This is a genomic window from Streptomyces sp. IBSBF 2435 (assembly GCF_036815005.1).
Lineage (GTDB): Bacteria > Actinomycetota > Actinomycetes > Streptomycetales > Streptomycetaceae > Actinacidiphila.
In genome coordinates this window covers 1-24,374 of record NZ_JAJSYW010000160.1, presented here as the reverse complement: position 1 = coordinate 24,374, position 24,374 = coordinate 1, and the positions used below count along the sequence as shown (strand labels likewise).

Genomic DNA, 24,374 nt, shown 5'->3' with positions numbered 1-24,374 from the left:
CGGGGGCACCGGGCGGACGGGTGAGCCCTCGGGGGCCAGCGGGGCACACGCCCCGGCGAAGACGGTGACGCTGATCGGGGACGGGTCGACCGCGCACACCGGGAAGCAGCCGAACCAGCCCGCCGTGGACCGGCTGGAGCCGGGGCAGACCCCGCCGCAGTTCGTGATCTTCTCCTGGGACGGCGCCGGCGAGGTCGGCAACGGCCTCTTCCCCCGCTTCCGCAAGCTCGCCGCCGACCACGGCGTGTCCATGACCTTCTTCCTGAGCGGGCTCTATCTGCTGCCGGAGGCCAAGAAGCTCCGGTACGCCCCGCCGAACAGCCCGCTGGGCGCCTCCGACATCGGCTACCTCGCCGACGACCACCTGCGGATGACGCTGGACAACATCCGGCAGGCCTGGCAGGAGGGCCACGAGATCGGCACCCACTTCAACGGCCACTTCTGCGCCGGCGCCGGGAGCGTCGGCCGCTGGACCCCGGCGGACTGGAAGAGCGAGATCGACCAGGCGAAGGCCTTCGTGACCTCCTGGAAGACGCAGACCGGCTGGCACGAGGAGGAGCCGCTGCCCTTCGACTACGAGAAGGAGCTGATCGGCGGCCGTACCCCGTGCCTGCTCGGGCAGGAGAACCTGCTGCCGACCGCGAGCGCGCTCGGCTGGCGCTACGACGCCAGCTCGCCGGGCGGCAACCAGGTGTGGCCGTCGAAGAAGCAGGGCGTGTGGGACCTGCCGCTGCAGCTCATCCCCTTCCCCGGGCACACCTTCGAAGTGCTGTCGATGGACTACAACATGCTGGCCAACCAGTCGCACGCGGCGACCAGCAGCGACCCGCGCAACTACCCGTACTGGCGCCAGCAGGCCACGGCGTCGTACATCGCGGGGTTCGAGCGGGCGTACCAGACCAACCGGGCGCCCTTCTACATCGGCAACCACTTCGAGCAGTGGAACGGCGGGATCTACATGGACGCGGTCGAGGACGCGTTCACGTACATCGCCGGCGCCGGGCACGACGACGTGCGCATGGTGTCCTTCCGGCAGTTCGTGGACTGGCTGGACGCGCAGGACCCGGCGCTGCTCGACCGGCTGCGTACGCTGGAGGTCGGCCAGCGGCCGGCGCAGGGCTGGAAGGGCTTCATGACCCTGCCGGCCCCGGTGCCCGCCTCCACCACGCCGTCGTCGGCCGCGGTCGCCTGAACCCGGCCGCGATCACCTGGCCCTTACTTGGGGCGATTGCCGCTTTTGGTGCCGGTGTCGGGGGTGTGGAAGATCGGCGGAGGGCTCATGCGAAACTTTTCACATGAGTCCTACCCGCGCCTCCCGACGCCGCGCGCCCCGCAGTGCCGCGGCACTGGCCGGCGCCGCCGTCGCGGCGCTGACGCTCGCCGCCTGCTCGTCGTCGTCCACCGGCTCCGGCACCGGCAGCTCCAACTTCGTCAGCGGCAGCGGCGAGATCACCTTGGTCAAGGCCGCCGACCGCAAGCCGGCTCCCGAGCTGTCCGGCAAGACGGTGGCGGGCGGGCAGGACAGCCTGGCGGCGTACAAGGGCAAGGTCGTCGTCGTCAACATCTGGGGCTCCTGGTGCCCGCCCTGCCGGGCCGAGGCGCCGAACCTGGCGAAGGTCGCCGCCGCCGACGCGGCCAAGGGCGTGCAGTTCCTCGGCATCAACACCCGTGACCTGGACCCCTCCAACGCCGCCAGCTTCGAGAAGCGTTTCGGCATCACCTACCCGAACCTGTACGACCCGTACGGCAAGCTGATCCTGCGGTTCCCCCGGGGCAGCGTCAATCCGCAGACCCTGCCGGCCACGCTGGTCATCGACCGGCAGGGCCGGGTCGCGGCCCGGGCGCTCAAGCCGCTCAGCGAAGAGGACCTGAACACGCTCGTCGACCCGATCGCGGCGGAGCGGTGACATGGGCGGCAATGGCGCGCTGATGGTCCTGGCGGCCGGCGAGAACCAGACGGTGCTCACCGGGGCGCTGCTGGCCGCGATACCGATCGCGATGTTCGCCGGTCTGATCTCGTTCTTCTCGCCCTGCGTGCTGCCGCTGGTGCCCGGCTACCTCTCGTACGTCACGGGGATGGCGGGCACGGACCTGGCCGACGCCAGGCGGGGCAGGATGCTGGCGGGCGCGTCGCTGTTCGTCCTCGGGTTCAGCGCGGTCTTCGTGTCGGGCGGCGCGCTGTTCGGCAACTTCGGGGAGACCCTGCAAGTCCACCGCCAGGGTCTGACGAAGGTCTTCGGGGCGCTCACCATCGTGCTCGGCCTGGCCTTCATGGGCATCGTCGGCGGGCTCACCCAGCGCGAATTCCGCTTCCACACCAGGCCCGCGGTGGGCCTCGCGGGGGCGCCGCTGCTCGGCGTGCTGTTCGGGCTCGGCTGGACGCCCTGCGTCGGCCCGACCCTGGGCGCGCTCAACGCGCTGGCCTTCAACGACGCCAGCGCGGTGCGCGGCGCCGTGCTGATGGCCTTCTACTGCGCGGGCCTCGGGGCGCCGTTCATCGTGGCGGCCATAGCTTTCCGCCGTACGCTGGGCGCCTTCGCGTGGGTCAAGCGCCACTACGTGTGGGTCATCAGGGCCGGCGGCAGCATGCTCGTCGCGGTCGGTGTCCTGCTGCTGACCGGCGTCTGGGATCACATCACCTACCAGATGCAGATCTGGTCGAGCAGCTTCACCACAGGGGTCTGAACCCATGAGCATCACGGAGAAAACCGAGCGCGAAGGGCTGGGCGCGGCAGGCGCGCAGCTCAGCACGGCACCGGCGGACACCTTCGCCGAGGCGCCCGCGCTCGGTGTACTGGGCTGGACGCGCTGGATGTGGCGGCAGCTCACCTCGATGCGGGTCGCCCTGATCCTGCTGTTCCTGCTGTCGCTCGCGGCGATCCCCGGCTCGCTGATCCCGCAGCACAGCGACCAGCTCAAGGTCGCCGCCTTCAAGGTCAAGCACCCCACGGTCAGCCCGTTCTACGACCGGGTCGGCCTCTTCCACGTCTACAGCTCGCCGTGGTTCTCGGCGATCTACATCCTGCTGTTCATCTCGCTCGCGGGCTGCATCGTGCCGCGCAGCTGGCAGTTCGTCGGCCAGTTGCGCTCCCGGCCGCCGGGCGCCCCGCGCCATCTGACCCGGCTGCCCGCGTACAGCACCTGGCGCACCGACGCGAGCCCCGAGGAGGTGACCGAGGCGGCCCGCAAGGCGCTGCGCGGGCGCAGGTTCCGTACCAGCGTCAGCGAGACCTCGGTGGCCGGCGAGAAGGGCTATCTGCGGGAGTTCGGCAACCTGGTCTTCCACATCTCGCTGTTCGGGCTGCTGATCGCGTTCGCGCTGACCTCGCTCCAGAAGGCCGAGGGCGGCAAGCTGATCGTCGAGGGCGACGGCTTCGTCAACAACCTCACCCAGTACGACGACTTCAGCGGCGGCACCCTTTACGGCGCCGACGATCTCCAGCCCTTCGGCTTCCACCTGGACAGCTTCGACTCGAAGTACGCCACCAGCGGACCGGAGAAGGGCACCGCGCTCCAATTCCGCGCCAACATCCACTCCTACGAGGGCGCCGACGACAGCAAGGCCGTCAAGGGCGAGATCTCCGTCAACCACCCGCTGAGCATCGGCGGCGAGAAGGTCTACCTGATCTCGCACGGCTACGCGCCGGTTGTCACGATCAAGGACGCCAAGGGCAATGTGACCCGCGCGATCGTGCCGTTCCTGCCGCAGGACACCGCCCTCACCTCGATCGGCGTCATCAAGGCGCCCGACGCCATCGGCAAGGACGGCAAGCCGGACGCGCTGGGCTTCCGCGGCATCTTCACCCCGACCTTCGCCCTGGACGCCAAGAACGGCCCGCACTCGTCCTTCCCGACCCTCCAGTACCCGGCGCTGATCCTGAACGCCTTCCACGGCGACCTCGGCATGGACGCCGGCATCGCGCAGAACGTGTACCAGCTCGATGCCACGCACATGAAGCAGTTCCAGGACGCCGACGGCCAGCCGTTCAGCAAGGCCATGAAGGTCGGTGACACGATGGAGCTGCCCGACGGCGCGGGCAGCCTCACCTTCGACGGCATCAAGACCTGGGCCAGCTTCACCATCTCCCACCAGTCGGGCAACGAGGCCGCGCTGATCAGCGGGGTCGGCGCGATCCTGGGCCTGGCGGGCTCGCTGTTCATCCAGCGCCGCAGGATCTGGGTGCGCGCGGTCCGCGCCGAGGACGGTGTCACCGTCGTCGAGATGGGCGGCCTGGGCCGCAGCGAGTCCGCGCGGATCGCCGACGAGATCGGCGACGTGGCGCTGCAACTGCTGCCGGACGCCCCCGTCAGACCGGACGACGAGGCACCACCACCGGAATCCGAGACCCCAGCCGTGAACGACGACGAAGGAGCGCGCGCGTGAACATCGCTGCCGCGGTCAACGAGAACTTCGCGAACTACAGCAACTATCTGATCCGCTCGGCGATGTTCGTCTACGCCCTCGCCTTCCTCGCGCACCTGGCGGAGTGGGTCTTCGGCGGGCGCAGCAAGATCGCCGTGCAGTCCGCGGCACTGATCGCCGAGGCGGAGGCCGAGGAGGCCGAGGCCGAGGAGGCCAAGCAGAAGGCGGCCCAGCAGGTCACCGTCAAGACGGCGGCGGGCGGCACGGTCACCCTGGAGCGCCCCAAGGTCGTCACCCGCGCCTCGGCCAGCGACCGCGGCATCGCGGACGGCCCCGGCGCGGCGGGCGGCAACGAGAAGGGCGACCTCTACGGCCGGATCGCGGTGTCCTTCACCGTGCTGGCCTGGCTGCTGCACGCCTCGGGCGTCGCCTTCCGCGCGGCCTCCGTGCAGCGCGCCCCCTGGGGCAACATGTACGAGTTCTCCACCACCTTCGGCGCGGTCGCCGTCGGCGCGTACCTGCTGCTGCTGGCGCTCAAGAAGGACGTGCGCTGGATCGGGCTGTTCCTGACCACCTCGGTGCTGCTGGACCTGGGCCTGGCCCTGTCGGTGCTCTACACCTCCAGCGAGCAGCTGGTGCCGGCGCTGCACTCGTACTGGCTGTGGATCCACGTGTCGTGCGCGATCATCTCCGGCGCGATCTTCTACCTGGCCGCGGTCGGGACGCTGCTCTTCCTCTTCCGCGACCACTACGAGGTCGCGGTGACCGCGGGCAGGGCGAGCGACGGCCGCTGGGGCGACATCATGCGGCGGCTGCCGTCCGCGGCGAGCCTGGACAAGTTCGCCTACCGGATGAACGCGCTGGTCTTCCCGCTGTGGACCTTCACCATCATCGCGGGCGCGATCTGGGCGCAGGCCGCCTGGGGCCGCTACTGGGGCTGGGACCCGAAGGAGACCTGGGCGTTCATCACCTGGGTCGCCTACGCCTGCTACCTGCACGCGCGCGCCACGGCCGGCTGGAAGGGCCGCAAGGCCGCGTATCTGGCGCTGATCGCCTTCGGCTGCTTCCTGTTCAACTACTACGGCGTGAACATCTTCGTCAGCGGCAAGCACTCCTACGCCGGGGTCTGACGAAGCTGTCGGAGCGGGATGCGAGACTGGCGCCATGGCTTACGACGATCTCCGCTCGTTCCTCCGGGCGCTGGAGAAGGAGGGCGACCTGCGGCGGATCACCGCCGAGGTCGACCCGTACCTGGAGGTCGGCGAGATCACCGACCGGGTGAACAAGTCCGGCGGCCCCGCACTCCTCTTCGAGAACGTGCGGGGCTCGGTCGCCCCGCTGGCGATGAATGTCTACGGCACCGACCGGCGGATGCTCAAGGCGCTCGGCCTGAAGGCGTACACCGACATCGGCGAGAAGATCGCCGGGCTGCTCAGGCCCGAACTGCCGCACGGCTTCGTCGGTGTGCGGGAGGCCTTCGGGAAGCTGGCCGGGATGGTGCACGTGCCGCCGAAGAAGGTCAAGGCGGGCGACGCGCCGGTGCAGGAGGTCGTGCTCACCGGTGAAGACGTCGACCTCGACGCGCTGCCCGCGCTGTTCACCTGGCCGCAGGACGGCGGGTCGTTCTTCAACCTGGGCCTGACCCACACCAGGGACCCGGAGAGCGGCGTACGCAATCTGGGCCTCTACCGGCTGCAGCGGCACGACCGGCGCACCATCGGCATGCACTGGCAGATCCACAAGGACAGCCGCAACCACTACCAGGTGGCCCAGCGGCGCGGCGAGCGGCTGCCGGTGGCCATCGCCTTCGGCTGCCCGCCCGCCGTCACCTATGCCGCGACCGCGCCGCTGCCCGGCGACATCGACGAATACCTCTTCGCCGGCTTCGTGCAGGGCAGGCGGGTGGAGCTGGTGGACTGCAAGACCGTGCCGCTCCAGGTGCCGGCCCAGGCCGAGGTGGTGATCGAGGGCTGGCTGGAGCCGGGCAAGACGCTGCCCGAGGGGCCGTTCGGCGACCACACCGGCTTCTACACCCCGCAGGAGCCCTTCCCCGCCCTCACCATCGACTGCGTGACGATGCGCAAGCGCCCGCTGTTCCAGTCGATCGTGGTCGGCCGGCCGCCGACCGAGGACGGTCCGCTGGGGCGGGCCACCGAGCGCTTCTTCCTGCCGCTGCTCAAGATCATCGTGCCGGACATCGTGGACTACCACCTGCCGGAGGCGGGCGGCTTCCACAACTGCGCGATCGTCTCGATCGACAAGAAGTACCCCAAGCACGCGCAGAAGACGATGCACGCGATCTGGGGCGCGCACATGATGTCGCTCACCAAGCTGATCGTGGTCGTCGACGCCGACTGCGACGTCCACGACCTGCACGAGGTCGCCTGGCGGGCGCTGGGCAACACCGACTACTCCCGCGACCTGACGGTCGTGGAAGGACCCGTCGACCACCTCGACCACGCCTCGTACCAGCAGTTCTGGGGCGGCAAGGCGGGCATCGACGCGACCCGCAAACTGCCCGAGGAGGGCTACACGCGGGACGGGGGCTGGCCGGAGATGGTGCTCTCCGACCCGCAGACGGCGGCGAAGGTCGACCGCCGATGGAGGGAGTACGGCCTGTGAGCGCGGAATCCGCCACCACCCCGGACCTCGTCCGACCGCAGCCCGGTCCCGACCGCCGGGTCAAGGCCTTCCTGCGGCTGGTGATGATCGAACACTCGATCTTCGCGCTGCCCTTCGCCTACATCGCCGCCCTCACCGCGATGTTCCGCGACGACGGGCATGTGCACTGGGTCGAACTGCTGCTGATCACGGTGGCGATGGTGGGCCTGCGCACCTTCGCGATGGCCTGCAACCGGATCATCGACCGCGAGATCGACGCCCGCAACCCGCGCACCGCGACCCGTGAACTGGTCACCGGCGCCCTGTCGGTACGGTCCGCGTGGACCGGCGCGCTGATCGCCGTGGTGGTCTTCCTGGGCGCCGCCGCGCTGCTCAACCCGCTGTGCCTGGCGCTCGCGCCGGTCGCGGTGGTGCCGATGGTGGTCTACCCCTACGGCAAGCGCTTCACCGACTTCCCGCACGCGATCCTGGGCGTGGCACAGGCGATGGGCCCGATCGGGGCGTGGCTGGCGGTGACCGGGTCCTGGTCGTGGGACGCGGTGATACTCGGCCTCGCGGTCGGGGTGTGGATCGGCGGCTTCGACCTGATCTTCGGCTGCCAGGACGTGGCCGCCGACCGGGCGCACGGCGTGAAATCGGTGCCCGCCCGCTTCGGCATCCCGGCCGCCCTCCACGGCGCCCGGGTCTGCCACGCCGTCACCACGGCCCTGCTGGTCTGGTACGGGGCGGCCACGGACGCGGGCGGCTTCTGGTGGGCGGGCCTCGTGGTGGTCGGCGGCGCCTTCCTCTACGAGCACTCGATCGTCCGGCCGCACGACCTGAGCCGGCTCAACCGGGCCTTCTTCACGGTCAACGGCGTGATCGGCATCACGCTCTTCGTCTTCGCACTCCTCGACCTGCTCGGGGGGGGGGGGGGGGGGCCGGGGGGGGGGGGGGGGGGGGGGGGGGGGGGGGGGGNCCCCCCCCCCCCCCCCCCCCCCCCCCCCCCCCCCCCCCCCCCCCCCCCCCGGGGGTCGTACGGGTCAGCGGCTCACTGGTCGGCGTCGAGCCCGCCGAGGTCCAGGCTCAGGCCGTCGAACGGCTTGTCGGTGTCCTTGGCCGCGCCGGCGCCCGAGGAGTCGTCCTCGCCCATGTCGCCCAGCTGCGTCATCACCAGGCCCATCAGGTCCTGCGGGTTGAGCGTCGTGGCGCCCGAGGGGGCGCTCACCGGGTCCGCGCCGCCCTCGACGGACAGGTCGAGCGGCAGCTTGCCGTGGATCGAGTCGTCGAACTGCGCGAGGTCGACGGTCAGGTGGGTGAGCTTGCCGTCCTTGATGGCGAGGTCGAGCGCCACCACCTTGTTGGGCACGTCGTTGAGGCTGTCCTGCAGCGAGCCGGGCAGGTCGCCGGCCAGCGAGCCCATGCTCTTCTTGAGGTCGTCGGCGAACGGCTTGGCCGGCACGGCGACCTTGAGGTGGTCGGCGCCGTCCTTCGAGCCGAGGTCGGTGATCTTCGCGTTCTTGGTCAGCGACTGCTGGAGCGGCGCGAGCAGTTGGGCGAAGGTCTTGTGCCCGAGGTCGGTCGGCAGCGCGGTCGGCAGGTCGGTGGGCAGGCCGAAGCCGCTGAGCGGGGAGTCGTCGGCGCCGGCCGGGTCGTCGGCGCCGTCCGAACCGCCGGCGCCGGCCGAGTCCTTGTCGTCGCCCAGGGTCTTGGCGAAGTCCGCGAAGGCCTTGGCGTCGATCGACACCCAGCCGCCCTTGGCGAGCGTCTTGACCGAGTTGAATGACGACGGCAGGTCGTCGACCGAGCCCAGCATGCCGTCGAGGTCGGACAGACCGGCGTCGCCTGAGGTGTCCAGCGCCGCGAGGCCCTTGATGTCGACCCGGACGTAGAGCCTCTGGTCCACCGACCGCAGGCCGACCAGTGTCCTGCCCGCCTTGCCGCCGGTGCCGCCGCCGGCCACTTCGAGGCCGAACGCGCTGCCCTTGTCGTCGCCCTTGACCTCGGCGAGCGCCTTGTCCGCGCTCAGCGACGTCGTCACGTGCAGCCCGGCGAGCATGTCGGCGTCGGCGCGCTTGAAGTCGTCCTGGTCCTTGAGCGCCGCGAAGATCTGGTCCGGCGTGCCGTCGAAGGAGAGGCCGAGCGTCACCGACTTCTGCTCGCCGAGCTTGGTGAAGGCGTTGGTGACCTTGCCCTGAGGGGTGCTGGGCTCATCGGTGCCGCACGCGGCCGCCCCGCTGGTTATCAGCGCTACCACTCCGGCGGCGATGAGACCCTTGCGCATGGTGATGATGGCGAACTCCTTGGAAGCCGCGACGGGGTCGCGGAAAACGGTGTGGGGGGCCGTGTCGGACTGACAGGAGCAGCGTAACTGTGCGGATGCTGTGATCTCCTGGGGGTTTCCGGCTGACTTGTCGTGACCGGCGTTGCCGGAAGGCGGCAACAACGGGACTCAGGTGCGGGACTACAGGGGCCGGGGCTCGGGGACGGGGCTCAGGCGGACACCGCGACCGTGCGCTCCCGGAAGAGGAACGCGGCGACCACGCCGCCGACCAGCCCGAACAGATGCGCCTGCCAGGACACCCCGTTGGCGGACGGCACCACGCCCCACAGGATCGAGCCGTAGAGCACGCCGACGATCAGGCCCACGATGACGTCCAGCGGTCGCCGGTCCACGAAGCCGCGGCTCAGCAGATAGCCGAACAGGCCGAAGATCAGGCCCGACGCGCCCAGCGTTGTGGTGTGCGCGGGGGCGATCAGCCACACCCCGAGGCCGCTGATGATCATGATGGTCACGGCCACCGCGAGATAGCGGCCTATGCCGCGCAGCGCCGCGATGAAGCCCAGCACGAGCAGCGGCACGCTGTTGGACGCCAGGTGCGCGAAGCCGACGTGCATGAACGCGGCCGGGACGATGTCCAGCAGCTCGCTGCTCTTGCGCGGGGTGATTCCGAAGGTGTCGAGCCGCTGGCCGCTCAGCGCGTTCACACCCTCGATCGCCCACAGCAGGGCGAGCCAGCCCAGCATCAGCGCCCCCGCCGCGGCCACCCGGCCGCCGGCCCGCAGCGGGGAGGTCAGCGTGTCGAGCAGGCCCGAGCGTGGTCGCGCGGCCCCGCCGGCGGTCTGTCCGTATGCCACCGAATCCCCCCTGAGTCCAGTGCCTTCCACCGTGCACAACGCCCGCCGCCGGTACCCGGTTCCCGCTTCGGCGGCTTTGCCCGGGTCCGGTTACGCTCGTCCGCGTGGACGACATTGCGCAGGGCCGCGCGCGCAACCCCTGGGTGGTCGGCGTGTCCGGGGCCTCGGGGACGCCGTACGCCGCCGCGGTGCTGCGCGGGCTGCTGCACGCGGGCGAGGACGTCGACCTGGTGGTCAGCAGGGCGGCCAGGCTCACCCTGCTCGACGAGACCGGCGCCGGCTTCCGTGACGCCCACTGGCGCGAGGACCTGGACCGGCTGCTGGCCCGCGGCGCCGACGGCACCGCCGACCGCTACCCGCCCGCCGACCTGTCGGGCGTACGCCACTGGCCGGCCGGCGACCTGGCCGCGGGGCCGTCCTCGGGGTCGTACCGCAGCAAGGGGATGCTGATCGTGCCGGCCAGCACCGCGTGCGTGGCCGGGGTGGCGCTCGGGCTGTCCAAGGACCTGCTGCAGCGGGCGGCGAGCGTCGCGCTCAAGGAGCGCCGGCCGCTGGTCGTCGCGGTACGGGAGACCCCGCTCGGCGGCCAGACGCTGCGTCATCTGGTGGCGCTCGACGACGCCGGGGCCGTCGTCCTGCCCGCCTCGCCGGCCTTCTACACCGGCGCGGTGCACATCCAGGACCTGGTCGACTTCGTCGCGGGCCGGGTGCTGGACGCGGCGGGCGTACCGCACCAGCTGTATCGCCGCTGGCAGGGGGAACTGGGCCGGGCGGCGCAAGAGGCCGGTGCGGCGGCAGCCGGGGGAGCAGATGCGCAGGGCGCGGACCCGTTCATGCCTTAGATTCGTGTCCAGACAGCGCAGTCGTGGCACGAACGGGAGGGTCCCTTCTGATGGACGCGGTGGACAGACAGCTCATCCAGGCGTTGCGCGAGAACGGCCGGGCGTCGTACGCGGAACTGGGCCGGCTGGTGGGCCTGTCGGGCCCCAGCGTCACCGACCGCATCAACCGCCTCGAACAGGCCGGAGTGATCACCGGCTACCGTGCCACGGTCGCCCCCGCCGCCCTCGGCCTGGGCGTCACCGCGCTGGTCGGACTCCAGCTCAGCGACGCCGCCGACCACGAGGACGTGGCGGGCAGGCTGCGCGACCTGGACGAGATCGAGGACTGCTGGTTCATCGCCGGCGACGACTCGTACATGCTCAAGGTCAGGGTCGGCGACGTCGACGGGCTCGAACACACGATCCGCAGGCTCTCCGGCACCAAGGGCGTCGCCCGCACCCGTACCACGATCGTGCTGTCCACCAAGTGGGAGAACCGGGTCGGCGCGCTGCCCGAGGAGCCGTAAGAGGGGGCACCTCCCGGCCGACGGCCGGGGGCGTACTGTCGAAGCCGGTTCGACCCGGCAGGAGGAGGAGCGCATGGACGCGGGGCTCAAGCGGGAGCTGGAGGAGAAGGTCTACGCCGGCGAGCGGCTGACCCGGGAGGACGGCATCGCCCTCTACGAGTCCGACGATCTCGCATGGCTGGGCGGACTCGCGCACCACGTGCGCACCCAGAAGAACGGTGACGTCGTCCACTTCAACGTCAACCGGCACCTGAACATGACGAACGTGTGCACCGCCTCGTGCGCGTACTGCTCCTTCCAGCGCAAGCCGGGCGAGAAGGACGCGTACACGATGCGGATCGAGGAGGCCGTCCGGCTGGCCAAGGCGATGGAGGCCGACAGCCTCACCGAGCTGCACATCGTCAACGGCCTGCACCCGACGCTGCCGTGGCGCTACTACCCGCGCTCGCTCAAGGCGCTCAAGGAAGCACTGCCGCAGGTGTCGCTCAAGGCGTTCACCGCCACCGAGATCCACCACTTCGAGACCATCTCGGGCCTGTCCGCCTCCGACATCCTCGACGAGCTGATCGACGCCGGCCTGGAATCGCTGACCGGCGGCGGCGCCGAGATCTTCGACTGGGAGGTGCGCCAGCACATCGTGGACCACCGCACCCACTGGGAGGACTGGTCGCGGATCCACCGCCTGGCGCACTCCAAGGGCCTCAAGACGCCCTCGACCATGCTCTACGGCCACATCGAGGAGCCCAGGCACCGGGTCGACCACGTGCTGCGGCTGCGGGAGCTCCAGGACGAGACCGGCGGCTTCCAGGTCTTCATCCCGCTGCGCTACCAGCACGACTTCGTGGACATGAAGGACGGCAAGGTCCGCAACACCTTGCAGGCCCGCACCGCGATGGCCACCGGCGCCGAGGCCCTGAAGACCTTCGCGGTCTCCCGGCTGCTCTTCGACAACGTGCCGCACGTCAAGGTCTTCTGGGTCATGCACGGCCTGTCCACGGCCCAGCTCGCCCTGAACCACGGCGCCGATGACATGGACGGCTCGGTCGTGGAGTACAAGATCACCCACGACGCGGACGACTACGGCACGCCGAACAAGCTCACCCGGGACGACATCCTCGACCTCATCAGGGACGCGGGATTCCGCCCGGTCGAGCGCAATACGCGCTACGAGATCATCCGCGAATACCCCGGCCCGGACGGGTCGCGGCGGGAGTCGCCGCAGCCGATGCGGGTGTGACGCGGGCCACGGCGCCCGGCTTCGAGTAATGGCTACCCTGCTCGCATGACCCTTACGTGTGAGCTGGATCCGACGGTCGACGAGGAGTTGCGCGAGGGGATCCTCGCGCTGTGGACCGCTGTGTCCAACGCGGGCGGCGCGGTCGGCTTCGTGCCGCCCGTCACGCCCGAGGACATCCGGCCCGACTGCGAGCGGTCGCTCGCCGCGATCGGGGCCGGGCAGCGGCGGCTGATCGTCGGCCGCGACGAGGAGGGCCGCGTCGCGGCCACGGCCTTCCTGGCGTACAACGACCACCGGCTCATGACGCACTGGCTGTGGGTCTACACGGTGATGGTCCATCCGCGGCACCAGGGGCGCGGCTACGGCCGCACTCTGATGGCGGCGGTCGAGCGGGCCGCCCGGGGCTTTCACGGTATCGAGGCGATACGGCTCACGTGCCGGGGCGGCACGGGGGCCGACGCTTTCTACTCCGCGTGCGGTTACAAGGAGGTCGGCCGGGTGCCGGCCGCGATCCGGGTCGCCCCGGGTGACGACCGCGACGACATCATCATGCTCCGCGCCCTGTGACTCCGCCCCAGGCCGCCCGTCCCTCGCGGGTGCCCCCGCGACCGGGCGCGCCCTTCCGCTGGCGCGGGCTTGGGGTGCCGGCTGCGTCGGCGGGGGCGCTTCCACTGGCGCGGGGGTCTGGCGGTTCCCCTTCGGCAGGGGGTGCCTACCGGGGGCGCGGGGAACTGCGCGCCCAGCCGGTCACCGGCCGGTGGTCCGGGGCGGACTGAGGAGACCCTTTGGGGCGGTGGCGACCCGGACAGGCCGGGCAGCAGGCCGCCCGCGTCCCCGACTGAGGAGACCTTTTGGGGCGGTGGCGACCCGCGCGTGGGTGGTGGGCTGGGAACGCCGTTCCCCGCGCCCCGGGGCGGTGGCGGTGCGTTCGTATGTGGCGGTGGGTGGGGGCTGGGCGCGCCGTTCCTCGCGCACCCAAGCTCGCGCGCCCGGCGGCGCGAGGAACCCCCAAGCGCGGCGCGATCATGGCGCAGTTCTCGAAGCGCGCGCCCGGGGGCGCGAGGAACCCCCCCGAGGGGGCGCCCTCGGCCGGGGCCGGCAGCGTGCGCCCCTGATGGGCGCACGCTGGGCGCGCCGGTGGGGCGGGCGGCCTAGCGTGAGGGGATGGAGGAGCGGGCGCAGCCGTCGCACTGGACGGCATTCAGGACGTCGCCGTTCTTCCCGGCCTGCGTCCTGGTCATCCTCATCGCCGCCGCCGCAGGCCTCTTCGCCGGCTCGTACACGTACGCCATGGCCAATCCCACTCCGCGCAACATCCCGACGGCCGTCACCGGCGTACCGCCCTCCGAGGTGAAGCGGGCGGAATTCATCGCCGGGATGGAGCGGGCGCTCGGCGCCTCGCTCCAGCTGCACCACTACGACAGCTTCGCGGCGGCGAAGGGCGCGGTCGAGGCGCAGAAGGTGTTCGCGATCCTCGACGAGCCCGTCCGGCCGGGGTCCGGCGCGACGACCGGCGCCCCGCGCCTGTACGTGTCCTCGGCGTCCGGCGCGAGCGTGGCCCAGCTGCTGGCCGAGACCGCGCCCCGGGTCGGCAGCGCGATCGGCCAACCCGTGACCGTCCGCGACATCACCGCGCTCCAGAAGGGCGACCCGCGCGGCCTGGCGATCTTCTACATCTCGCTGGCCGCCGTCATCCTCGGCTTCGTGGGCGCCATCCAGCTCAGCGTGAACGCCCGCGAGCTCAACCCGGCGGAGCGCATCGGCTTCATCGCCGCGTACTCGCTGCTCGGGGGTTTCTCGATCGCCGCGGTGGTGGACTGGGGGCTGGGGGCGCTCGACCTGCCGTTCGCGGAGTCGTGGCTGATCCTGGCGTTCACGCTGTTCACGTCCGGGATGGTCTTCACGATGTTCAACACGCTGGTCGGCCGCTGGGCGATGCTCCCGACGTGGGGCCTGATGGTGCTGCTCGGCAATCCGTCGTCCGGCGGGGCCGTGTCGTGGCCGCTGCTGCCGTCACTGCTCGGGCGGATCGGCCGCTGGCTGCCGCCGGGCGCGTCGGTGAACGCCCAGCACACCGCCGTCTACTTCGGCGGCCACCAGCACGCCTTCCCCTTCGCGGTGCTGGCCGGGTGGGCGGCCCTGTCGACCGCGGTCTTCGTAGGGTGGCGGCACCGGCACCCCGGCGGTCGCTGAGCCGGGCGGCCGGCCGCCCGCCGAGTCGCCGAAACGGCGTAGGCCCCGTCCGGAGACGGGGCCTACGCCGTGCGGTGGCTGGGGCCGGGGTCGAACCGGCGACCTACCGCTTTTCAGGCGGTCGCTCGTACCAACTGAGCTACCCAGCCGCAGCGGTCCTGACGGGATTTGAACCCGCGGCCTCCACCTTGACAGGGTGGCGAGCACTCCAAACTGCTCCACAGGACCTTGCTGTACTGCTCTTTACCGCCTACTGCTGTGTGCGGAACAAGTCTGACACACGCGGTGCCATGCTCTCGCACGGGTTTTGCGACGCTCCCGGTGACTCGCTCTCCGTGACCGGTTGAGCACTGCCTGACAGGCCGTTGTCGCTGGATCAGCGTATCAGACCCCGGGACCCCTCCCGGGCGCCGCTCGCTACAACGGGGAGCCGGAGGGACGCGGCCCGGTGCCGCCCCGGAGGAGGACGCGAGCGATGGATACCCGCAGGCTGTGTATCGGCAAGACGGCCGCCGCCGTCCTGGTCGCACTGGGGGTGACGGCGTCCTGCGACAACACCAAGAGCGGCGGCCCCGCGGGTGGCGCGGGCCGCCAGGGCGCCCCCGCCGCGAAGCGCCCCGGGCTGCCGTCCTCCTGCCCGCCCACGGCCGCCATGCCCGCCCCGGCCCGTACGGCACCCCCGGCGGCGACGTCCGCGGCGGCCCCGCAGAACTGACGCTGTCAGTGCGCGGCTGACCGTGAGGCGGCGGAGCCGGCCGGGCGGGCGGTTTCCGAGGCCAGTGCGGTCACCGCGGCGCGGGCGGCGGCCAGCGAGTCCGCCGCCTGGGGGCGGAAGCCGGCCAGGTGCGGGACGATGCCGGACACCGTCAGCTCGGCGCTGACGATGCTGAGGTTCTCCTCGGGCACGCCCTGCTTGCCGAAGTACGCCCGCAGGTAGGGCGATTGGAAATCCCAGGCCTGGTACGGGGCCCCGGGGCCGTACGCGCCGCCCCGGGCGCTGAGCACGACCACCCGTGTGCCGCGCAGCAGGCTGTGCCCGGTGGCCGGGTCGGTGAAGGCGCCGGGGAAGGTCACCCGGTCCATCCAGGCCTTGAGCAGCGCGGACACCGAGTAGTTGTACATCGGGGCGCCGATCAGCACGGTGTCGGCCGCGAGCAGTTCCGCGATGAGCGGCCGGGTCAGCGCCCAGGCCCGTTCCTCGGCCGGGTCCGCGACTAGGGCGGCCACGTCGTCCGGCGGGACCGTACCGTGCTGCTCCACCCGCCGGCCGAGTGTGCAGTAGGCGGTGTCCAGCGGCGGCACAGGATCGGCGGCCAGGTCCCTGTGGCGGTAGCCGGCCGGGCCGTGCACGGTCTGCCAGGTCCGCGCGAACAGCGAGGTCAGCTGCCGGCTGACCGACTCGCCCGAACGGTTGGCGCTGGAGTCCAGATGGAGCAAGGACGTCATGCGGTTCCTCCTGTCACCCCGGGGCGCGTGTGCGTCCCCCGAGGGGTGACGGAGCGGGGCGGCCGGAGGTGACGCACCCCCGGCCGCCCGGTCTTTCAGCGCGCGAGGGCGTCCAGTACGGCGCCGAGCTGGCGGACCGGCTCGGGGCCGTAGATCCGGAGCACGACCGTGTCGGCGCCGGCCGCGCCCAGCGCGCGAAGGCTCTCGGCGGCTTCCGCGGCCCGGCCTGAGACGGTGAACACCTGCTCCGGCGGGCGGCCGAGCCAGCCGGCCTGGCCCTCGACAGCCGGCCGCAGCGTCCGCGCCACCTGCTCGGCGTCGTCCCCCACGGAGCAGTACGCGTACACCGTCAGGCTGTGGTCGGCGCCGGCTCCGCCCTTGCGGATCGAGGCCCTGATGTCCGCCAGGTCGTCGGGGCCGTTGCCCTCGGCGAGCAGCGTGCCGTCCGCGGCACGGCCGGACAGCTCCAGCGAGCGGGGCCGCACCACGCCCGCGACGACCGGCGGCGGTTCGGTGGCCGGATGCACCAACTGAACTCCGTCCAGGTGTACTTCGCGCCCCTCCAACTCGACCTTCTCCCCGCGCAGCAGCGCGCGCACGGAGGTGATGGTCTCTTCGAGCAGCGCGAGCGGCGACTTCGCCGCGACCCCGACCGAGGCCATCCACTCCTGCACCCCGTGCCCGATGCCGGCCACCAGCCGCCCGGGGAACACCCGTGCCAGCGTGGCCAGTTCCATCGCCAGCAGGGCGGGACTGCGCAGCGGTGCGGGCGCGATCCCGATACCCACCCGCAGCCGCTCGGTCGCCCCCAGCGCGATCGCGGCCGCGGAAACGCCCCCGTTCCACCCGAGGTCCTCGACCACCCACAGATCGTCCACCCCGAGCGCCTCGACCTCCCGCGCGAACCCGGGCAAGCCCTCCGGCAGCCAGTCGCGGTCGTACATCACGCCGATCCGTACATTCGTCATACTCCGGAACCTACGTCCGCCCGGGCGGGTGATCAACGCTCAGACCCAGGTCACCCCCAGTGCGGGTGCCGGTGGGCAGCACGCTACTGACTGCTCGTAGTCCGTCGGTTACGCGGCCGCCGCGCGTCAACTCCGAGGAGAGCCCATGGCCGACATCACCTGAGAAGCCCCCTTCTGCGCAGAGGGCGACAACTGCTTCCGCCACGGCACCGACGCAGCCGGCAACAGCTGTATCGCGGTGGCCGGGTGGACCGGCCGATCGTCGGCTCCGTAGCCGCTCCGCGGGCCAAGGCCGGCAAGGCCGATCACCTGCTCCAGGGGCGGGAACGCTAGGCGGCGCGGGAGATGTCCAGCCGCTGGGGGAGGGGCTGGAAGCCGGCTGACGCGTAGGTGGCGACGGCGGCGGTGTTGGAGGTCGGGGTGCAGACGAGCGCGCTCGACGCGCCCAGCCGGCGGAGTGCGGCCGCCGCTGCGACGCAGATCGCCGTGCCGTAGCCGTGGCCGCGGTGGTCCTGGTGGACGCCCATCGGTTCGAGCAGTCCGGGCCTTCCCGGGCCGGCTGACCACACCGTCACCGCTGCCACCGCGTTGTCCTGGTCGTCGTACGCGACCAGGCATCGCGCGTCGGCGTACGCCGGTCCGGCCGCCATCGCGTGCCACCTGCGGTCAGTGAACTTCGGGCTGCCGAACGATGCCCGGTGGACGGCGGCGCGCACGTGCGCCCGCTCCGGCCCGGTCACCTCCGTCCGCAGGCCCGGTTCCTTCACCGGCGCTGTGAGGTCGCAGCGCAGCGGCGTCCACGGCTCGCCGGAGTTCCAGCCGGCCTCGAAGAGCAGATCCCGCACCAGTGCGCCGGTCGGCGCCTCGACGCAGGCCTTCCCCGCCGGGAGCACGCCGCGCTTCGGCTCGGCCAGGTCCCCGGCCAGGCGCCGCGCCAGCTCCTCGTCCTGCTGAGCGTCCGGCGCGGTCGTCAGCCGCACCAGATCGGGCGCGTCCAGCAGCCCGACGGCGACAATGCGGCCGTCCCGACTCCAGGTCCTGACCGCCGCGGCGGTCGCCTCCGCGCCGGCCCGCCAGAACCACCCCAGATCCCCCGGATGCAGTTGCAGCGGTGCCTCGTCGTGCTGCCATTCCCGGAGCGCTCCCAGGGCCTCGCTCAGCCCCTCGACTCCCGGCGTGCTCAGAACAATCGTCATAGCCCCGCATCACACACCGCCGCGCCGCCCGCCCGCACCCGGTTATCGCGGCCGGCCGGCCGACGCGGCGGGCCCCCGTACTCCGGTGAGGCGGTACGCGCCGCCTGACGGCGGTCCCGGACGCCGCGGCGCTAGCATGCACCGCATGCCCGCGCTGCAACCGCTCCGTGCCGAGCACGCCCCCGCCCTGCTGGACTTCGAGCTGGCGAACCGGGCCTACTTCGCCGCCTCGATCCCGGACCGCGGGGACGACTACTTCGCCCGGTTCGAGGAGCGGCTCGGCGAGCTGCTGGCGTGGCAGGCCGAGGGCAGGGACTTCCTCCACGTGCTGCTGGAGGAGGGCGGCGAGGTGGTGGGGCGGGTCAATCTGGTCGACGCGGTCGACGGCTGCGCCGAGTTGGGCTACCGGATCGCCGAGCGGGCGGCCGGGCGCGGGCTGGCCACCGCGGGGGTGCGCGAGGTGTGCGGGCTCGCTGTGGCGCGGTACGGGCTGACCGCGCTGCGGGCCGAGACCACGGCCGACAACGGGGCCTCCAGGACCGTCCTGGCCAGAACCGGGTTCGTCACCGTCGGCGAGGCCGTGGTGGACGGGCGCACGCGGATCCGTTACTGGCTCGACCTCGTGTGATCACCCGGCCTGGCGCAGGACGGCCGCGCCGCCGGGCGGCAGGGTCAGGCCGGCCGCCGGGAGGGCGCGGTCGGTCAGGAGGTCGTGGCCCTCGGCCCGGACGGTGGCGGGCGCGGCCGTGTGGTTGAGCAGGAAGAGCCAGCCGGCCGTGCCCGAAGGGGCATGCCGGCGGACGGCCTCGACGCCTGCGGGGAGCGGGAGTTCGGGGCGGATCGCGGCCTCGGTCAGCAGCCGGGCCAGGAGCGCCGCGTACGCGGGGGAGTCCAGCTGCGTGGAGGCGTACCAGGCGGTGCCGCTGCCGTAAGGGTGCCGCGTCAGGGCGGGCCGGTCGGCGAGCATGCCCTCGGTGTACGCGGCGACCGCCTCGGCCCGCGCGGTCAGGCGCAGGGATTCGCTCCAGGCCGTGGCCGTGGAGCCGTCGGACAGGCGCAGCGTCGTGTCGGGCGGCAGCGGGCGGAATTCCTCCACCCTGACGCCGAGGGCCTGGCGCAGCGGCTCCGCCGGGTAGCCGCCCAGCCGGGCGTGGTGGCGCTCGTCGACGACACCGGCGAAGTGCTGGACCAGCAGGGTGCCGCCCGCGTGGACCCAGGCGCGCAGCGATTCGGCGGCGGCGTCCGACAGCAGGTGCAGCGCGGGAGCGACGAGCAGCCGGTAGCGGGACAGGCCGGGGCCGGCCGGGTGGGCGAAGTCCGTCGTGATCCCGGCGTCCCACAAGGCACGGTGAGCGCGGGCCAGTTGGCCGTGGTAGTCGAGCGACGCGGAAGGCAGGCCCTGGCCGTCCAGCGCCCACCAGCAGTCGGAGTCGTGCAGGACGGCGGCCCGCGCCCGTACGACGGAGCCGGCGACCTCGCCGAGCCGGGCCAGCACCGCCCCGGCGTCCGCCACTTCCCGGAAGATCCGGGAGTCGGGTCCGGCGTGCGGCACCATCGCCGAGTGCCACAGCTCCGCGCCGGCCTTCGACTGGCGCCACTGGAAGAACAGCGCGCCGTCCGAGCCGTGTGCGATGTGCGCCAGCGAATGGCGCAGGAGGTCGCCCGGCTCCTTGGGCAGCGTACGGTCGCCGGTGTAAACGGTGTTGGTGCCCTGCTCGATCAGCAGCCAGGGCCTGCCGCCGCCGAAGGAGCGGGCGCGGTCCGCGCCGAAGGCGGTGTCGGCGGCGGCGTCGAGGCCGGGCGCGGCCGGGTAGTGGTCGATGCCGACGACATCGACCTCGCGGCCGAACGACCACAGGTCGAGCACCTGGTAGCCGGGCAGCATGAGGTTGGTGGTGACCGGCCGGTCCCGCGTGGTGTGCGCGCGGATCGCGTCGCGCTGCTCGCGGTAGGCGGCCAGCGCCTCGTCCGACCAGAACCGCCGGTAGTCCAGGGCGAGTCCGGGGTTGCGGTGCCACTGGGTGGCGCGCGGCGGCTGGATCTCCTCCCACGAGCCGTAGCGCTGGCTCCAGAAAGCCGTCCCCCAGGCCTCGTTCAGCGCGTCCAGCGTGCCGTGCCGGGCGCGCAGCCACACCCGGAAGGCGGCAGCGGCGTGCTCGCACCAGCAGACGGTGGCGTATTCGTTGTGGACGTGCCACATCGCCACCGCCGGGTGCTCGCCGTAGCGCGTCGCCAGCGCGGTCGCGATCCGCAGCGCAGCTCGCCGGTAGGCGGGGGCGGCCAGGCAGTACGTGTCGCGGCTGCCGTGCGTGAGGCGTACGCCCTCGGCGGTGACCGGCATCGCGTCGGGGTGCGCGAGGGTGAACCAGGGCGGCGGTGACGCGGTGGGCGTCGCGAGGTCGACCGCGACACCGTTGGCGTGCAGCCGGTCCAGGTGCGCGTCGAGCCACCCGAAGTCGTAGCGGCCCTCCTCGGGTTCGAGCAGCGCCCAGGAGAAGACGCCGACCGTCGCGAGGTTGACGTGCGCCCAGCGCATCAGCAGGTCGTCCTCCTGCCAGACGGCCTCGTCCCACTGCTCGGGGTTGTAGTCGCCGCCGAAGGCGAGCCGCCCGCCGAGCCGGGCCGTCAGCCGCCCGGTCACGAGGATGCCTCGGGGCCGCTGACCGGCAGCGCGGCGCCGTCCCGCAGGAAGAGCGGTATGCGGTCGAGCGGCGCCGCCACGGTGACGGCGGCGCCGCCCTCGTACGCCTGCCCGGTCCACGCGTCGGTCCAGCGCGCGCCGGCCGGCAGGTAGACGTCCCGCTCCCGCGCGCCGGCCCGCGTCACCGGTGCGACCAGCAGGTCGGGGCCGCACAGGAAGGAGTCCGCGGCGGCCGACCAACTCCCCGCGTCCGCAGGGAAGTCCACGAACAGCGGCCGCATCGGCGGCAGTCCGCTGTCCGCGGCGGTGCGCATCTGCGCCATCAGGTACGGGCGCAGCCGCTCCCGCAGCAGCAGGTATTCGCGCAGGATCGCGTACGCCTCCTCGCCGTAGGACCAGACCTCGTTGGGCAGGCCGGTCATCGACGGCTCAAGGACCTGCTCGGGCCCGCGGAAGCCGTGCAGCCTGAACAGCGGGCAGAAGGCGCCGTACTGGAACCAGCGCACCAGCAGCTCGCGGTAGCCGGGATCGTCCGGGTCGCCGCCGTGGAAGCCGCCGATGTCGGTGGTCCACCACGGGATGCCGGACATCATCACGTTCAGGCCGGCCGCGATCTGGATGCGCAGCGACGCGAAGGTGGTGCCGATGTCGCCGGACCACAGCGCGGCTCCGTAGCGCTGGGCGCCGGCCCAGGAGGAGCGGTTGAGCGAGACGATCCCGGTCTCGCCCGCCGCGCGCAGGCCGTCCCAGACCATCCGGGCGTTCTCGCGCGGGTAGAGGTTGCCGACCTCAAGGCCCGGTCCCGCGTGGTAGCGCAGATTGCCGGAGTGGCCGGGCTTCAGCTCCGGTTCGCACGCGTCGAGCCAGAAGACCTTCACGCCGTGTGCGAGGTAGTTGTCGCGCAGCCGGTCCCAGACGTACGCGCGCGCCTCGGGACTGGTCGCGTCGTAGAAGGCGACCTGCGCCGAGTACGCGCCGAGGCCCTTGTCCGGCCAGTCGGCGTGCGCGAGCGGCCCGTACTCGGTGCCGATCAGCAGGCCCCGGTCGCCCATCGGGTGGTAGTTCTCGCTGGCCGGGCTGACCGAGGGCCACACCGAGACCATCAACCGCACGCCCATCGCTGTGAGTTCGTCCACCATGGCCTGCGGGTCGGGCCATTCTGCCGGGTCGAAGCGCCAGTCGCCCAGATGCGTCCAGTGGAAGAAGTCGCAGACGATGACGTCGAGCGGCAGCCCGCGGCGCCGGTATTCGCGGGCCACCTCCAGCAGTTCCTCCTGGGTGCGGTAGCGCAGCTTGCACTGCCAGAAGCCGGCCGCCCACTCGGGCAGGACGGGGGAGTGCCCGGTGGCGTCGGCGTAGTGCCGCAGGACGTCGGCGGGCTGGCCGGCGGTGACCCAGTAGTCGATCTGCCGGGCGCTGTCGGCGACCCACCGGGTGCCGGTCGCGGCCAGCTCCACGCGGCCGATGGCGGGCGAGTTCCAGAGCAGGCCGTAGCCGCGGCTGGAGACCAGGAAGGGGATGGTGACCTCGGCATTGCGCTGCACCAGGTCGATGACGGCGCCCTTCTGGTCGAACATGCCGTGGGTGTGCTGCCCGAGGCCGAAGAACCGCTCGCCGTCGTAGGCGCGGAAGCGCTGCTCAAGGCGGTGGTAGCCGTTGCCGGTCGCGGTGTGCAGCCGCGGTCCCGGCCACCAGAAGTGCGGCGGCTCCTCGGCCAGCAACTCGCTGCCGTCGGCGGTCCGCAGGAAGGTCAGCCGGCCCGCGGCGGCGGGCAGATCGGGGGTGAGCCGGCCGTCCGTGCCGGCGTCGATCCGTACGGTCAGAGCGCCGTTCACGATCTCGGCGGTGTGCTCGCCGACGGTGATGACCGGCTCGCCCGGGACCGCGGGGCCTTCCGGCAGCAGCGCGCCCGGGAGGCCGTCGAGCAGGTCGCCGCCCGCGATGGCGCGGACCCGCACCGCGTCGGCCCCCCACGCCTCGACGCACAGGGTCTCACCCCTGGCCCGCCACTCCAGGGCGTGGCCGAGATCGCGGAAGAAGGTGGGCATGGCGAAGCTCCCAGGGCTGCTCGGTGAAGGCGAAGTGCTCAGCGAAGGTGGTGGTGAAGCTGCTCGGCGAGGGCGTAGGGGCAGGGGCAGGCGTACGGACGTGCCGGTCAGCGGACGGGTGCCGGGCCGCTGCTCTCGCGCGGGGTGAGCACCGGTGTGAGCAGGCTGACCTCGGCGGTGGGCCGGTCGTCCAGCCGGTTCATCACCAACGCCACCGCCTGCCGCCCGAGTTCGTGCGCGGGACCCGTGACGGCGGTCAGCCGCGGTGAATACTGCTCGGCGAGCGGCTCTGGGCACAGCGCGACCACCGACGCGTCCTCGGGCACCACCCGGCCGCTGGTGCGCAGCAGGCTCAGCAGCGGGCCGATGGCGCCCTCGTTCTGCACCACGAAGCCGGTGGTGTCCGGGCGGTCGGCGAGGATACGGGACAGCGCGCCCGCCGTGCTCTCGTACGAGCCCTCGCACGGCCGGTGCAGCACCCGCAGCCCGCGCCGGGCGGCGCGCTCCCGGAAACCGCTCAACGTCCGCTCGGCGTAACCGGCGTGCCGCTGGTAGACGCCGGGCGCGTAGCCGATGAAGGCGATGTCCTGGTGGCCGAGGTCGGCGAGGTGCTCCGCGCACAGCGCGCCCGCGCCCGCGAAGTCGTGGTCCACGCAGGCCAGTCCGCGGGTGTCGGCGGGCAGCCCGATCAGGGCCGCGTGCGTACCGGTCTCGCGCAGGACCGGGATGCGGGCGTCGTCGAGTTCGACGTCCATCAGGATCACCCCGTCGGCCAGGCCGCTCGCGGCGACCCGGCGCAGCCCCTCGGGGCCCTCGTCGTTGGTGAGCAGCAGCACGTCGTAGCCGTAACTGCGGGCCGCGACGGTCACGGAGATGGCGATCTCCATCATGATCGGCACGTAGACGTCGGTTCTGAGCGGGACGACCAGCGCGATGACGTGCGATCTCTTCCCGGCGAGCGCGCGGGCGCCCGCGTTGGGGTGGTAGCCGAGTTCGCTGATCGCCTTCTCGACCCGCTCCCGGGTCGGGGAGGAGATCGAGCGCTTGCCGCTGAGGACGTAGCTCACGGTGCTCGCGGAGACGCCCGCGTGCTTGGCCACCTCAGCCAGTGTCACCATGCTGGTGAACCCTTCATGTCGTGCTGCCGGTTCTGTCGGGGGCGTTGATGTCGGTGCCGGTGGGGGTGTTCGGGGGG

At 72.1% G+C, this 24,374-nt stretch carries 21 protein-coding genes, 2 tRNA genes and 1 pseudogene; 14 read left to right on the top strand and 10 right to left on the bottom strand.

Annotated features, from left to right (window positions below; all coding sequences use genetic code 11):
* From V7E46_RS25780 to mqnP, 7 genes and pseudogenes are all read left to right on the top strand, one after another.
* The coding region (locus V7E46_RS25780; protein WP_333770635.1) for a hypothetical protein at positions 1-1,192 on the top strand (1,192 nt) is incomplete at its 5' end.
* A gap of 103 nt (positions 1,193-1,295) precedes the next feature.
* The gene (locus V7E46_RS25775; protein ID WP_329175809.1) at positions 1,296-1,907 is read left to right on the top strand and encodes a TlpA family protein disulfide reductase; all 612 of its coding nucleotides are present in this window, start codon (positions 1,296-1,298) and stop codon (positions 1,905-1,907) included.
* A gap of 1 nt (position 1,908) precedes the next feature.
* Positions 1,909-2,685 (top strand): cytochrome c biogenesis CcdA family protein, encoded by a 777-nt coding sequence (locus tag V7E46_RS25770; protein ID WP_333770634.1) that lies wholly within the window; start codon positions 1,909-1,911, stop codon positions 2,683-2,685.
* Positions 2,686-2,689: 4 nt separating this feature from the next.
* Positions 2,690-4,384: a cytochrome c biogenesis protein ResB gene (gene resB / locus V7E46_RS25765; RefSeq protein ID WP_333770633.1), complete on the top strand. Its 1,695-nt coding sequence runs from the start codon at positions 2,690-2,692 to the stop codon at positions 4,382-4,384.
* Positions 4,381-5,493 (top strand): c-type cytochrome biogenesis protein CcsB, encoded by a 1,113-nt coding sequence (ccsB, locus tag V7E46_RS25760; protein ID WP_333770632.1) that lies wholly within the window; start codon positions 4,381-4,383, stop codon positions 5,491-5,493. Before resB ends, ccsB begins: the two co-directional genes overlap by 4 nt.
* A 34-nt stretch (positions 5,494-5,527) precedes the next feature.
* A complete protein-coding gene (locus V7E46_RS25755) occupies positions 5,528-6,985 on the top strand; it encodes a menaquinone biosynthesis decarboxylase (protein WP_333770631.1) in 1,458 nt (485 codons plus the stop codon).
* Positions 6,982-7,896 (top strand): annotated as a pseudogene (gene mqnP, locus V7E46_RS25750) (menaquinone biosynthesis prenyltransferase MqnP); the annotation flags it as partial. The gene V7E46_RS25755 and the pseudogene mqnP, both read left to right, overlap by 4 nt.
* Positions 7,897-8,015: 119 nt before the next feature.
* Here the strand turns inward: mqnP and V7E46_RS25745 are convergent.
* Both V7E46_RS25745 and V7E46_RS25740 read right to left on the bottom strand, forming a co-directional pair.
* On the bottom strand, positions 8,016-9,248 hold the full coding sequence (locus V7E46_RS25745) for a hypothetical protein (RefSeq protein WP_333770630.1): 1,233 nt from the start codon (positions 9,246-9,248) through the stop codon (positions 8,016-8,018).
* 209 nt (positions 9,249-9,457) lie between these two features.
* On the bottom strand, positions 9,458-9,991 hold the full coding sequence (locus tag V7E46_RS25740) for a rhomboid family intramembrane serine protease (protein ID WP_333770637.1): 534 nt from the start codon (positions 9,989-9,991) through the stop codon (positions 9,458-9,460).
* Between the two features lie 215 nt (positions 9,992-10,206).
* On the opposite strand from V7E46_RS25740, the gene V7E46_RS25735 reads away from it, so the two are divergent.
* The 5 genes from V7E46_RS25735 (at position 10,207) to V7E46_RS25715 (ending at position 14,880) form a co-directional block, all read left to right on the top strand.
* Positions 10,207-10,944 (top strand): UbiX family flavin prenyltransferase, encoded by a 738-nt coding sequence (locus tag V7E46_RS25735; RefSeq protein ID WP_443054345.1) that lies wholly within the window; start codon positions 10,207-10,209, stop codon positions 10,942-10,944.
* A 50-nt stretch (positions 10,945-10,994) separates the two neighbouring features.
* Positions 10,995-11,450, top strand: a complete 456-nt coding sequence (locus V7E46_RS25730; protein ID WP_329175798.1) for an Lrp/AsnC family transcriptional regulator — start codon at positions 10,995-10,997, stop codon at positions 11,448-11,450.
* Positions 11,451-11,523: 73 nt separating this feature from the next.
* Positions 11,524-12,687 carry an aminofutalosine synthase MqnE gene (gene mqnE / locus V7E46_RS25725; RefSeq protein ID WP_333770629.1) on the top strand — a complete coding sequence of 388 codons (1,164 nt, stop codon included), beginning with the start codon at positions 11,524-11,526 and terminating at the stop codon, positions 12,685-12,687.
* A 45-nt stretch (positions 12,688-12,732) separates the two neighbouring features.
* Entirely contained in the window at positions 12,733-13,254 is a 522-nt protein-coding gene (locus V7E46_RS25720) for a GNAT family N-acetyltransferase (RefSeq protein WP_333770628.1), read from the top strand.
* A gap of 597 nt (positions 13,255-13,851) precedes the next feature.
* Positions 13,852-14,880 carry an ABC transporter permease gene (locus V7E46_RS25715; protein ID WP_333770627.1) on the top strand — a complete coding sequence of 343 codons (1,029 nt, stop codon included), beginning with the start codon at positions 13,852-13,854 and terminating at the stop codon, positions 14,878-14,880.
* Positions 14,881-14,955: 75 nt separating this feature from the next.
* On the opposite strand, the gene V7E46_RS25710 is transcribed toward V7E46_RS25715, so the two are convergent.
* Both V7E46_RS25710 and V7E46_RS25705 read right to left on the bottom strand, forming a co-directional pair.
* Positions 14,956-15,029: transfer RNA gene (locus V7E46_RS25710), tRNA-Phe, on the bottom strand.
* A 4-nt stretch (positions 15,030-15,033) separates the two neighbouring features.
* Positions 15,034-15,108: transfer RNA gene (locus tag V7E46_RS25705), tRNA-Asp, on the bottom strand.
* Between the two features lie 247 nt (positions 15,109-15,355).
* Between V7E46_RS25705 and V7E46_RS25700 the strand changes: the two genes are divergently transcribed.
* Positions 15,356-15,595, top strand: coding sequence for a hypothetical protein (locus tag V7E46_RS25700; RefSeq protein WP_333770626.1), 240 nt, complete (start codon positions 15,356-15,358; stop codon positions 15,593-15,595).
* Positions 15,596-15,600: 5 nt separating this feature from the next.
* Here V7E46_RS25700 and V7E46_RS25695 read toward each other — a convergent pair whose 3' ends face one another.
* From V7E46_RS25695 to V7E46_RS25680, 3 genes are all read right to left on the bottom strand, one after another.
* Positions 15,601-16,326, bottom strand: a complete 726-nt coding sequence (locus tag V7E46_RS25695; RefSeq protein WP_333770625.1) for an FMN-dependent NADH-azoreductase — start codon at positions 16,324-16,326, stop codon at positions 15,601-15,603.
* 95 nt (positions 16,327-16,421) lie between these two features.
* Complete coding sequence (locus V7E46_RS25690) at positions 16,422-17,294, bottom strand: LLM class flavin-dependent oxidoreductase (protein WP_333770624.1); 873 nt, start codon at positions 17,292-17,294, stop codon at positions 16,422-16,424.
* A 329-nt stretch (positions 17,295-17,623) separates the two neighbouring features.
* On the bottom strand, positions 17,624-18,490 hold the full coding sequence (locus V7E46_RS25680; RefSeq protein ID WP_333770623.1) for a GNAT family N-acetyltransferase: 867 nt from the start codon (positions 18,488-18,490) through the stop codon (positions 17,624-17,626).
* Positions 18,491-18,635: 145 nt separating this feature from the next.
* Between V7E46_RS25680 and V7E46_RS25675 the strand changes: the two genes are divergently transcribed.
* A complete protein-coding gene (locus V7E46_RS25675; protein WP_333770622.1) occupies positions 18,636-19,118 on the top strand; it encodes a GNAT family N-acetyltransferase in 483 nt (160 codons plus the stop codon).
* Here the strand turns inward: V7E46_RS25675 and V7E46_RS25670 are convergent, their stop codons facing one another.
* The 3 genes from V7E46_RS25670 to V7E46_RS25660 form a co-directional block, all read right to left on the bottom strand.
* A complete protein-coding gene (locus V7E46_RS25670; protein WP_333770621.1) occupies positions 19,119-21,131 on the bottom strand; it encodes a beta-galactosidase in 2,013 nt (670 codons plus the stop codon).
* A complete protein-coding gene (locus tag V7E46_RS25665; protein WP_333770620.1) occupies positions 21,128-23,179 on the bottom strand; it encodes a glycoside hydrolase family 31 protein in 2,052 nt (683 codons plus the stop codon). Before V7E46_RS25665 ends, V7E46_RS25670 begins: the two co-directional genes overlap by 4 nt.
* A 107-nt stretch (positions 23,180-23,286) precedes the next feature.
* Positions 23,287-24,297: a LacI family DNA-binding transcriptional regulator gene (locus V7E46_RS25660; protein ID WP_329177749.1), complete on the bottom strand. Its 1,011-nt coding sequence runs from the start codon at positions 24,295-24,297 to the stop codon at positions 23,287-23,289.
* Between the last annotated feature and the right edge of the window lie 77 nt (positions 24,298-24,374).